Raw genomic sequence first — 12,098 nt, 5'->3', positions numbered from 1 at the left:
TCAGGAAGTTTTGACCCCGTTCAGTGCCTGCTGCATCGCCGCAATCACACGATCACACCATTGGTCAAACTCCGGATCTTCCACCTGGAGTTCTGCATGATTGAGGATATGTTGCACTGTTTCCCGAATCCCCTGGTCAAATCGCGTGGTCGCCTGAAACCCGGGCACCAGTCGCTTGAGCTTGGAATTGTCAAACACCACTGAGTTGGCCTTATCCCCCAGTAATCCTCCTTCAAAATCGTAGTCGCTGCAGTCTGCAAGGAAACGGGAAGACACATGCACCGCGCGCAGCTCAACCCCCAGCGCATGGGCGATACACCCATAAATCTGATTCCAGGTCAGACTTTCATCGGAGGTGATCTGTACCGCTTCCCCGATCGCGTGAATGTTCCCGAGCAATCCAATGAATCCTGTCGCAAAATCCCGATTGTGAGTGAGGGTCCAGAGCGAAGTTCCGTCTCCGTGTATGATCACAGGCTTACCTTCCAGCATGCGTTTGGCCACCTGCCAGCTTCCACGCGCTCCGTGCACCCCCAGCGGAATGGATCGCTCATCATAAGTGTGACTGGGTCGCACGAGTGTTACCGGAAATCCGTGGTCGCGATACTGCTCCAACAAGTACGCTTCACAGGCAATTTTATCGCGTGAGTATTTCCAGAAAGGATTCTGCAGGGGAGTTCCCTCATTGATACGATAATCCACTGGTGGAGACTGATAGGCAGAAGCCGAGCTGATGAACACAAACTGTCCACATCTGTCCCTGAACAAGCGAAAGTCCCGTTCGAGGTGAGCGGGCGTGAACGCAATGAAATCCGCAACCACGTCAAAGGTTTCCTCTGCGAGCAAGTCCCTCATTTGCGGCTCGTCGTGAATGTCTCCATGCAGATATCGCAAATTTGGACCATTCAGTCCGTTATTGCGATTTCCACGGTTGAGCAGGGTTACCTGCACGTCTTGGGCGAGCAGTTGGCGCGTGATCGCCATGCTGATGGTTCCAGTTCCGCCGATCAATAGGACTTTCATGATGGATTGCGATTGGGGTTAGGGATTGTCTGTGAAAAGGGAAGGTGCAGACTATCAAATCGATGGAGCTACGGCAAGGATTCCAGCACCAAATGCAATCCTTTCACGATGAACGTTCCCCTCAGAGCATGTATCTCCCGGCTCACGTGCGCGTCGCTTCAGGTGAATGGCATGTACCCCGACAGACACCCCGCTTCACCCGGTTTCCATCAGTCGGGCCAGCATGATCCATGCATCCAGCGGGACCTGCTCGGGTCGGCTCTGCAGCGTCAATCCATTCCTCTCAAAGACGTGCTCCCAAGTGTGACGTTCCCCTTCCGTTAAAAGCGACCGAAGTCGACTTCCCATCTGCTTGCGCCGCTGTTGGAACAATGCCTGCATCACTGTGATCAACCGGTTCGGCAATTCAACGGGTTCCGCCTTTCTCCTCAACAAGACGATCTGAGAATCAATGCTCGGAGCCGGATAAAAACTCTGCGGGGGCACAGCATGGGTCGCCACCACATCGTATGCCGCTTGCATGCGGATCGGAAGCACTCCATAGGACTTGCTCCCGGCCCTTGCCGTCAACCGATCCACTGCTTCCTTCTGCAACAAGAGCGACATCTCCCGAGGGAAGCCTGCATCCAGCACTGCTGCCAGCCAGGGTCCTGTGATGGCAAAAGGCGGATTTGCAATCACGGTCAGCTCTGCAACCGGCATGGCTGCTGCCAGCGGGTGCTGCACGGCATCGCCCCGGAGCAGTCGCAGTTGGTCTGGAAATTCGGGTTGCAGCCGTGCATTCAGGTAGTGCCACAAGCGCTCATCTTTTTCGACAGTCCACAAGCTGGCACCGGTCTCCAGAATCGCACGTGTGATCATACCCATGCCCGGCCCGACTTCGACGACCTTACTCCCCGGTTCAACCTTCGCCAGTGCCACCAGTTTCTGCGCGAGGTTGCGGTCCACCAGAAAATTTTGCCCCATGCGGTGACTGGGATGAAACCCGGTGGTCCGAAAGTAATCGATGAGTTCGCTTCGATTCACAGGCTTCGATCCAACCCAAGCTTTCGCAAAAGACAATCGCGAATACCGGTGAAACCTTCATGCCCAGCCCATCTGCAAAAGCATCCTTCCCCATTCTGGCAACGCATCAAGCTTCTTGAACTTCCGTATGAAGCGACGCATGAATTCCATGCAGTTCCATGGAAATTTGCTTTACCTTGCCCACGCGCACCCCATAACCTAACCGCTTCACCATCAACTTGTGATCCCTTCTCCGAACACACGGCCGGAACGGCATGAAGGTGCTCCGCTTTGATCTCAAACGCCTGCATCTCGTTATCGCTTCCCACATGAACATGATGATCGATTGCCTGCCTGACCTGTCGCGCTGATCCAACTCGCTGCCGCCATGAGTGAATTTTCCAATAAAGCTGTCATCACCTCCGCAGGAGTCTCCCATCGCCACCTTCCCGTGCAAACTCTCACCGGGCGTGAAGGTTATCCGGTCACGACTCTTTTCTCGCAGATTCAGGAACTCGTCGAAGCAGGCATTCGGGAGATTGGCATGGTCGTATCGCCAGGAACGGAATCCCTCTACATGGAGGCTGCCGGAGAACATGTGGACAAACTGAGCTTCATTGTGCAACACGAACGCCTCGGGTATGGCCATGCGGTTTCGCTGGCACGCGATTTTGTGGGGGAGGATGACTTCATTCTGATGGTTGGTGATCACATCTTCGTCAGCCAGGATTCAGGAAAAAACTGCGTGACTCAGGTCATCGAACCCTATCTGCAGGAGAATTGTCCGGTTTCCGCAGTTCAGTCGACTCATGAAAGTCAAATCCGGTTTTTTGGCACCATCGGCGGAGAGTATTTTGATGCCAACCGTGCACTTTACCGCATCCACGAAGTGATCGAAAAACCCACTCCGACGGAAGCGGAGGAAAAATTGTGGGTGCCCGGCATGCGCAGTGGATATTACCTCTGTTTCTTTGGCATCCACCTACTTACCCCCCGGATTTTTGAATTCCTTCACATGACCGAATCAGGTGCATTTACCGGATTTTCGGAAGCCTTGCTCGCCTATGGTCGCGAGGGTCAATACCTCGCCGTCGAATTGAAGGGAAAACGGTATGATCTGGAAAACCGCCACGGTCTGCTTTTTGCCCAGCTGGCGCTCGCGCTGGACAGTAAACACCGCGACGAGGTGCTCTCGGGGTTGATCAGCCTGCTCGCCTCCAGCAAACCCTGATCGCGATGCCTGCAACCGAACACATGGACCCCTTTGTGGAAGTGATCCTCTCGCAGGAAGCTTCCGTCCGCGACACGTCTCTGTTTCACATCTGCAGGGATATGCCCCTGGACAGGCTGCTCAAGTCTTGCGAAGAACTCGAACGATTCTGGAAATCCACAGACAATCTCTACCATCGCGTTCGTGCCCTCTTCTTCCTCTATGCCATTCATCGTTTTGTGCTACCGCAAAAAACCGGCCTGAATCGCTACGGTCCCATTCCCCACACCGCTTTTCAGCACCTGCTCAGCCGTCGATTCACCGAGGCAATTACGACCTTTCTCCAGGCCGAAGCGGATCCAAGACTCAACGACACCATCAGCAGCGGACTGGCTCACGCCTACATGCGACTGGGCCTTCAATTCCTTGCCGACCAGGTCCGCTCCTGCGTGCGCGGCGTTGTCGGCAACCAATGGATGTTCCGAACAGGTCACCCGCTCGATTTTCCGCTTCGCATCCGCAATGAACTCAGAGAGGGTGCTGGTTGCTTCCCGATCCTCGCGGAAAAAACCGCAGTACGCATGGACCTCTCTCATAGTTCCTGGAGCGACATTTTTTTCCTCGGCATGGATCGCCCCGAATATGCACGGGTGATCAACATTTCCATCGATCTCGCCCTGCGCGATGCGGCCCATGGACCCAAACCTCCTGTTCAAGCCTACTTCCGTGTCATTGACGAGCCAGTCATCCGCCTGGTGTCAATCGACCTGGAATGCAGTGCGAGCATCCGCTCCTTTCATGAAATTTTTGACTTCGGACGCGACTATCTGGGCCTGCTCAAGGCTGCCGTGATCGCCTCCGGACTGGTTCCTCCGGGCATGGAGGGTTCCGATGAACCTCTTTCTGCCCTGCTCGAACGCATGATTGGACCGGGTCTTGGATTTGAGCTGGTCAGCTCCGTCGAAAACATTCCAAAGGGTTCGCGCCTGGCGGTTTCAACCAACTTGCTCGCCGCACTGATCTCTGTCTGCATGCGTGCGACAGAACAGGTCAAGCACCTTACCGGTCCGCTTGCAGAAAATGAGCGCCGACTCATCGCCGCCCGGGCAATCCTCGGAGAGTGGCTCGGTGGCTCCGGTGGCGGCTGGCAGGACTCCGGTGGAGTATGGCCAGGCATCAAGCTGATCGAGGGTTGCCTGGCACAGGAGCGCGACCGTGAATTCGGAGTCAGTCGTGGCAAACTGCTTCCGCGCCACACCGTTTTTGGCCCCGATCAAATTTCTCCCTCGGCACGTCAGGCACTTCAGGACTCGTTGATTCTCGTTCATGGGGGCATGGCACAAAATGTAGGTCCCATTCTCGAAATGGTGACCGAGCGCTACCTGCTGCGAACCCGTGATGACTGGACCGCACGCCTGGAGTCCCTCGAGATCACCCAACACATACTCAAGGCCCTCGAAGAAGGTGACATTCAAAAGCTTGGAGAACTCACCACACGTCATTTTTTCGGACCCCTCAAACGCATCATTCCCTGGGCCAGCAACGCCTACACCGAACGCGTGATCGAACAGGTCCGCACTGCGCTAGGTGAAGATTTCTGGGGATTTTGGATGCTTGGCGGCATGTCCGGCGGTGGCATGGGATTCATGGTCGCACCCGCGCGACAGCAGAGCGCAAAATCCATCATCCATGAAATTCTGCTCAGGACCAAACGCCAAATGGAGCATGCTCTCCCCTTTGCGATGGACCCGGTTATCTACGATTTTGCCATCAACGATGCAGGTTCCACCGCTGCACTGGCACCCCTGTTTCCGTCCTCCTACTACCGACTTCGGCTCAATCGCCTGCTGCAACTTTCGCCGAATGAGCGCACCCGTACCGACCGGGCAGACCTTGAGTCCGTTTCGCGGGGTCTCAACCAGCAGGGTTGGCCCGCCGGTGTCGGCATGGAACTGCTCTCGGGCTTGCTGCCAGATCTGAGCGATCCGGGCCAAACCGCTTCAGATCCGTTGTCCACCCTCGATGCGTTGCTCGAGGAAAACGGGTTTGATCCCCTGCAGCACGAAACCATTCGCAGTGAACTGCAAAGTGGGAAGATCGGGATCGCCCAAAACCGCCTGCGCGCCAACACCCAAATCGAGGATGTTGAGGATCAGGACCTGCTGCATCCGAAAGTGGATGCAACCCAAATCGCCAGTGCCGAAAACGCGATCCGCAATGGGCAGGTGGCAGTGATTACCCTCGCAGCAGGTGCAGGCTCGCGCTGGACGCAGGGAGCTGGCGTGGTCAAGGCGCTGCACCCATTTGCCCATCTGGGTGGTCGACATCGCAATTTCATGGAAGTGCATCTGGCCAAGTCACGTCGGATTCACCAACAGTATGGACAGCATCCACTGCATGTGTTCACCACCAGTTATCTGACCCATGGTCCCATCCAAAGCTGGTTTGAACACGATGCAAATGCCCGGCATACTCACTCAGCCGTTTGGCTGTCCCGCGGGAAATCTGTGGGCCTGCGCCTTGTCCCGACGCTGGAGGATTTGCATTTTGCGTGGGAAGTGCTGCCCCAACAACAGCTTGATGAACAATCCGAAAAGGTTCGCCGCAGCGTTCGCAAGGCGCTGATGGACTGGGCGGAAAACACTGGCGAAGCTTCGGACTACCGCGACAATCTTCCCCTTCAGTGCATGCACCCGGTTGGTCACTGGTATGAAGTTCCCAACATGTTCCTCAATGGCGTTATGGCCCGCATGCTCGACCATCAGCCTGACCTGCAGTACCTGTTCATTCATAACATTGATACCCTTGGGGCAAGTCTACATGCCGACACGCTTGCCACTTTCATGGCATCCGGACAGGATTTGATGTTCGAGGTCATCTCCCGTCAAATCGACGATCACGGCGGAGGTCTCGCCCGTGTCGATGGGAAACCGCGCCTGGTTGAGGGCCTGGCGATGCCTTCTGAACGCGATGAGTTCAAGCTCCGCTACTACAACTCCGCAACCGCATGGGTTCATCTCGATTCCCTGCTGCGCGCCTTCGAACTGGAGCGACACGACTTAAAAGACCCGCAAAAGGTTCGCGCATCCGTTCGAAAGTTTGCAGCCCGCATGCCGACCTATATCACGCTCAAAGAGGTGAAAAAACGATGGGGTCGCGGTCATGAGGATGTCTATCCAGTGCTGCAGTTCGAACGTCTATGGGGGGATATGAGTGCAGTTCCCGAACTCCGAACCGGATTTCTCAAGGTGGATCGTCAGCGCGGTCAGCAGCTCAAGGAACAGGCACAGCTTGATGGGTGGCTACGGGATGGTTCAGCCGATTACATCGCCTCACTCTGCAGTTGGGACTAACCCCTCACCGACATCTGTCACCCACCTTCATCGACAGGCCTGGACTTTTCATTTGTGGAATGCGGGGTTTAGTAGAAATACCCTCGCTTCTGCCTGGAGTTTTCAACACGCTTGCATTCATGCAGTACGCGCCTTCTCCCACACGATACGCGAATTCCGATTTCTACCAGCGCTGCGGACGCAGTGGACTCAAACTTCCGAAGCTTTCACTCGGACTCTGGCATAATTTTGGAGACCAGACCCTGATCGAAACCTCGCGTGCGATGATCCACCGGTCCTTTGATCTGGGCATCACCCATTTTGATCTGGCTAATAACTACGGTCCACCTCCGGGATCTGCTGAAACCCACTTCGGACGCATCCTCAGTGAAGATCTGGCAGCCTACCGGGATGAACTCATCATCTCCACCAAGGCAGGTTACTACATGTGGGACGGTCCGTATGGAGAATGGGGATCGCGAAAATACCTGATTTCCAGTCTCGATCAGAGTCTGAAACGGCTGGGGCTGGATTATGTGGACATCTTTTACTCGCATCGACCCGATCCTGACACTCCTCTGGAGGAAACCATGGGGGCTCTCGATGCGGTCGTTCGGGCAGGAAAGGCACTGTATGTGGGGGTTTCCAATTATTCTGCTGAACAAACCCGACAGGCTGCCCACATCCTTCGCGAACTGGGAACGCCCTGCCTGATTCATCAACCGCGCTACAACATGTTTGACCGATGGGTTGAAGCAGAACTGCTCGACGTTCTCGATGAAAACGGAATGGGCTGTATTCCGTTCTGTCCGCTCGCCCAGGGCTTGCTCACCCAGCGCTACCTTGCTGGTATCCCCGAAGATTCCCGCGCAGCCAGTGGTTCTCCTTTTCTGAAATCCGGAGACATCACCGAATCCCGCCTGAAACAACTCATCGCGCTCAATGCTATTGCGAAGGAACGCGGACAATCCCTGGCCCAGCTCGCGCTGGTTTGGCTGCTGCGCCGGACGACAGTGACCTCTGCACTCATCGGAGCGAGCCGGGTCTCACAGATCGAGGACAACGTCAAAGCACTCGACAACGCAAATTTTGATGAGGAGGAATTGCGTGCAATTGAAGCTATTCTGGTAGAGTAGCAGAAGGTTGCATGCACAACCCAATGCCTTTTCATCATTTGGGTATAATGCAAAAGAGCCTTCACCTGGGAACCCAGGTGAAGGCTTCCTTCGCACAACTCTAACCCCACCTACCCTACCATGATGAAACGCATTTTGTCCCCCGTTCTGTGTGTGGCCTTGCTGTCGATCAGCCAACTTCACCCGCATCTTGCCGCTTCCGAATTCGAACTCACCGGGCAAACCTTTGTCCGTGTTTCAGAGGAAAATGGAGTCATTGAGGTTCACCATCAGTCCCGGAAGATTCTCAGTCTGCAATCCATTCAGTTTGACTGGAAATCCCCACTGTCCCTCAAGGTGGAACAGGGTTCGCGCGACGGCTGCCTCAACATCATCGCCTCCTATCCCGTGGAGGTCGATTTCTGGCATCACGCTGATGATGAAAGTCCACGCATTGCGACCCTCTGGCTTGAAGCCATTCCCGGCGGTGTTCGCCTGCATGGCTCTCCCGATTGGGCCGAGCATGTCACACTGGTATTGGAGGACTCCGGTGACCATGCATTTGGGCTGAGTGAGCCTTTGCAACCCGATAATCAGCTATCTCCTGACCTTCGGGGTTCTGTCATTGAGGTTGAGGTGAAAAGTGATGGTGAAACCCTTGTGGAAAACTACGCCTCCGCATTTTCTGCATTCTACATGAGCAGTGCCGGGTATGGTGCCTTTTTTGATAGCTTTGCACGCGGACGCTACCATTTTGCATCCATTGAAAAAACCCACCGTATCACTCACGCCACCGGAGCACTGGACTGGTATGTGTTTTTCGGAAGCAACGGAACCGATATTCTCCGCTCCTATTATCAAGTCATCGGTGCTCCCAAGACAGTCCCCGTCTGGGCAATGGGTCCCATACTATGGCGCGATGACAATGCCGGAGGTGCAGCCGAAATCCTCGCCGATGCCAAAGGGTTTGACCAACTGCGCATCCCCGCCACCGCTTGGTTTGTCGACCGGCCCTACAGCGATGGCGCTCATCGGTGGTCTCACATGAATTTTGGGCAGGGTTTTGAAAACCCGGGGGAATGGATCGCAACCCTGAACAATACCCATGGTGTCGAGTTCATGACCTGGACCTCCACCGCATTTTTTGGAGATGCACGCTTTTCTCACCATCTCGACGACTGGCATACCTATCTCGACCTCAGTGATCCCGAAAGCGTACAGGCTTTTCAGCATGAACTGAAATCCCAACAATATGTGCACGGTGTGCGAGGTCACAAAATGGATCGGGCCGATGAACGGTTCCCTTCCTACGCACCCTGGACGGATGCCAACATCACTGAACCTTTTCGACGCAACCGCTATGTCTATCTCTTTTCGAAAGTACATCACGACGCGCTGACCCAGGAATGGGGCGACGATCATTTCAATTTTGCGCGCGCTGCCTATCACCGCGTGCAGCCATACCTCAGCGCGATTTGGGGCGGTGATCCGCGTTCAAGCTGGGCGGGATTTCGGGGAAATTTTGCCAATGCCATGCGTGTCGGATTCATGGGATTTCCCATCTGGGGAAGTGATGTGGGCGGATACCTTGGAGAGGGTGACATCCCCGAGGATCTCTACATTCGCTGGCTGCAGGCGGGTGCCATGAGCGGGTTGTTTGAAATCAAACTCGACGGTGCCGGCGGCAGTGGCAAGGACCGCATGCCGTGGCACTATTCCACACGCCTGCAGCAGATTTTCCGCGAAGTTTGTGAAGAGCGCATGCGTCTGTTGCCCACCTTGTACTCGCTGGCCAATCGCTCCGCAACCCAGGGAGTGCTCATGCAGCCGATGGCCTACGCAGACTTGACGGATCCTGCAACCTACGACTTGTGGGATCAGTTCCTCCTTGGGGATTCAATCCTCGTGGCACCGGTATTTGACAAGGGAACTGAGCGCACTCTCTACCTGCCCGAAGGGAGCTGGCATGCTTTTGACGACCCAGCAACCGTTATCGAGGGTGCCCGCAGGATCACCGTCGATGCTCCCCTGCACCACATTCCGCGCTTTGTGCGGGCAAACAGCCTCTACATCAGTGGTAACATTTACCGTGGCAGTGATCGCCAGTGGGCAACGGATCCATCTCATCTGACACTGCACCTGTTTCCGGGAAAGCCCGGAGAGAGCTACCGTTTCATTTACATCGATCCCTCCAGCCCCCAGCAAGAACAGATTGTTCACCTGCACCGTCACCCAAACCGGATCGAGGTGGAAATCCCCGCTCTGCCCCACAATACACGCCTGGAATGGGTCACGCCTCTCCCGGTGCAATCCGTAAAGTGGAAGGCACGGGAACTCCCTCTGCAATCGAATGGATCATTGCATTCCTGCCAACTTTCGCAGGCTGACCTGTCCTCTCCGGGCATTCTGGAGATCCACATGCATCCGTAACATCCCCGATCTTCTGGATCCCCGCTGGGATTTGAAGAAGTGTCACCGCAATCCTGCCGGAAAGCATCCCCGCAGCGCGAAGGGGATGTGTGCATTTTTGAACAATGTTTGCAGCGCATCATCGATTCTTCGAATATCCTGCTTTATTCGTATCCAGAAACAACGATTGGCGCATTTCTGGCTAAGTCCAGTTGACAATACCGTATAAATCCTGATCGCCGTTTATCGCAACACTGCTATGGCGTGTGGTTTCTTGTCGCAATTCATGCAATTTTCCATCCTAAAAAAAAACAATAACTCAAATTTCATAGGAAATTAATCTTGTTTATTCCTTGTTCTATTCCATATTAACGCGTCCCTTACAATAGCACTGACTCTTGTTCATAGGGGTTCTTTTTCGAACTCATCAAACTGAACTGCGCAAGCATGCCAAAGAAATCAGACATTCCAGAGAAAATTCTCTCCATTCTCCTGGAGAACCCGTCAACCACTCGCGAAGAAGTTGCCAAGAAACTGGGAGTGACCTACCCGGCAGTCCAGAAACATTGGCGCAACCTTCAGGATGAAGGATACATTGTTCCTTCGTTTCACGTGAAGAATTATGGACCCAAGATTTTCCGATTCTGGATCTTCATGGAAACCCAGTACCCCGGACTCGATCCACACGCCGGAGATGACCTCGGAAATGACTACCAGGCCCGGCTCTGTCGTGAGATTGCTGAGTCCTTCCACAACGGAAACGAACTCAGTCGCGGCATTGCCTTTGGCGGCACGCATGTTCTACTCGGCGGAGACCATGACATTGTGGTCATTCTCTATTCCGATGATGCGGACAAGGTTGGGGAATATGTCACCCAGTTTCTTCGATCCCATCCGGCAGTATTGACCACCAGTACGGCCTGGTCCCTGACCAAGCGCAAAAAACACCAGACTCCCGTCTGATATCCGTCCGATTTCTAGGCCCAGTTGAAAAAGCTGTGACTGGGCTGTTCGATGACCACCACTGCCCTTTGCGGATCCGTTGAGCGATGCGCAACTTCCGCACCGTAAAAACCAAGGATGGACTTGCATCGCTACAGTGCTTTGCCATACACCCGTTTTATGGAAAAATTGACGCAGCCTGATTCCCGCATGCCCAACGGTTTTGTAGTCTCAAACCGTTTCGTACGCACGCGAAATGTGCTGATCTCGGAAATGGATGCCAGCGTTCTATTTGAAAACGTCGCTGCACACCGAGTGGAACACGGCATTGAGGTTCCTGCAAACATTGCTCCGCTCTTCGACCAACTGCTGGCAGCTTTTACACTGCATGCAGCCTCACGTCCGCGCAATGAAATGGTAGCCTGGACGCTGCGCTATCCAACTCCGGTAGTCAGCTTCTTTTTCGCCGCAGATGCAGAACTCGGAACCGTCACCGGACGCTTTTTCCAGCAGCATGTCAAGGTCGCCGAAATGGGAGAAATGCACCAGGAGTTGCATCGCCCCAACCGCGAACCCCATCTGAGCATGATTGAGTTCAGCGGTTCCACTGCTCAGTCCGCCATTCATCAATTCTACAATGTCAGCGAGCAACGTCCTGCCCGTTTTTTTGATTTGGGCAACCACCGCTTTGCCCTCGTCTCTGCCCACCCGGACTACGATGAAGGTTGGTTCACCCACGTGGACCTTCAAACCGTGCTGCAACTGGACTCCACGGAGACCGTCAACCTGCTTGAAACCCGAACTTTCTACTGGTCCTGTGGATGCACCCATGAGAAGATTGCAGCCCTGCTCGCACCCATGATGAAACAGGATGCCGAATCGATATTTGGGGATGCCGAATTCGCCGATGTGAACTGCCCGCGATGTGGAGCCACGTACTCCATCACCCGTGCAGAGCTTGCCCAACGGGCCGCTTCCCTTCCGGAATCTGAGGACGATGCAGACTCCCGTGGCAACTGACAAGTTCTCTTCGCTTATGCGTTGACAACAGCTTCCCCCTGA

8 protein-coding genes are annotated in these 12,098 nt (G+C 54.6%); 6 read left to right on the top strand and 2 right to left on the bottom strand.

Annotation, left to right across the window (positions count from 1 at the left end):
* Window positions 1-1,023: an NAD-dependent epimerase/dehydratase family protein gene (locus tag ABQ298_09935; GenBank protein MEQ9824692.1), complete on the bottom strand. Its 1,023-nt coding sequence runs from the start codon at window positions 1,021-1,023 to the stop codon at window positions 1-3.
* 195 nt (window positions 1,024-1,218) lie between these two features.
* Complete coding sequence (gene rsmA, locus ABQ298_09930) at window positions 1,219-2,049, bottom strand: 16S rRNA (adenine(1518)-N(6)/adenine(1519)-N(6))-dimethyltransferase RsmA (protein ID MEQ9824691.1); 831 nt, start codon at window positions 2,047-2,049, stop codon at window positions 1,219-1,221.
* A 367-nt stretch (window positions 2,050-2,416) separates the two neighbouring features.
* Here rsmA and ABQ298_09925 point away from each other — a divergent pair, with 367 nt between their 5' ends.
* The 6 genes from ABQ298_09925 (at window position 2,417) to ABQ298_09900 (ending at window position 12,056) form a co-directional block, all read left to right on the top strand.
* Window positions 2,417-3,259, top strand: coding sequence for a sugar phosphate nucleotidyltransferase (locus ABQ298_09925; protein ID MEQ9824690.1), 843 nt, complete (start codon window positions 2,417-2,419; stop codon window positions 3,257-3,259).
* A 5-nt stretch (window positions 3,260-3,264) separates the two neighbouring features.
* Window positions 3,265-6,591 carry a UTP--glucose-1-phosphate uridylyltransferase gene (locus ABQ298_09920; GenBank protein ID MEQ9824689.1) on the top strand — a complete coding sequence of 1,109 codons (3,327 nt, stop codon included), beginning with the start codon at window positions 3,265-3,267 and terminating at the stop codon, window positions 6,589-6,591.
* A 119-nt stretch (window positions 6,592-6,710) separates the two neighbouring features.
* On the top strand, window positions 6,711-7,706 hold the full coding sequence (gene mgrA, locus ABQ298_09915) for an L-glyceraldehyde 3-phosphate reductase (protein ID MEQ9824688.1): 996 nt from the start codon (window positions 6,711-6,713) through the stop codon (window positions 7,704-7,706).
* A gap of 120 nt (window positions 7,707-7,826) precedes the next feature.
* Complete coding sequence (locus tag ABQ298_09910) at window positions 7,827-10,115, top strand: TIM-barrel domain-containing protein (GenBank protein MEQ9824687.1); 2,289 nt, start codon at window positions 7,827-7,829, stop codon at window positions 10,113-10,115.
* A 426-nt stretch (window positions 10,116-10,541) separates the two neighbouring features.
* Window positions 10,542-11,057: an Lrp/AsnC family transcriptional regulator gene (locus ABQ298_09905; protein ID MEQ9824686.1), complete on the top strand. Its 516-nt coding sequence runs from the start codon at window positions 10,542-10,544 to the stop codon at window positions 11,055-11,057.
* Window positions 11,058-11,174: 117 nt separating this feature from the next.
* Entirely contained in the window at window positions 11,175-12,056 is an 882-nt protein-coding gene (locus ABQ298_09900; protein MEQ9824685.1) for an Hsp33 family molecular chaperone HslO, read from the top strand.
* Window positions 12,057-12,098: the final 42 nt, after the last annotated feature.

This window comes from Puniceicoccaceae bacterium (assembly GCA_040224245.1).
GTDB lineage: Bacteria > Verrucomicrobiota > Verrucomicrobiia > Opitutales > JAFGAQ01 > JAKSBQ01.
This window is presented reverse-complemented; position numbering and strand designations above follow the sequence as displayed.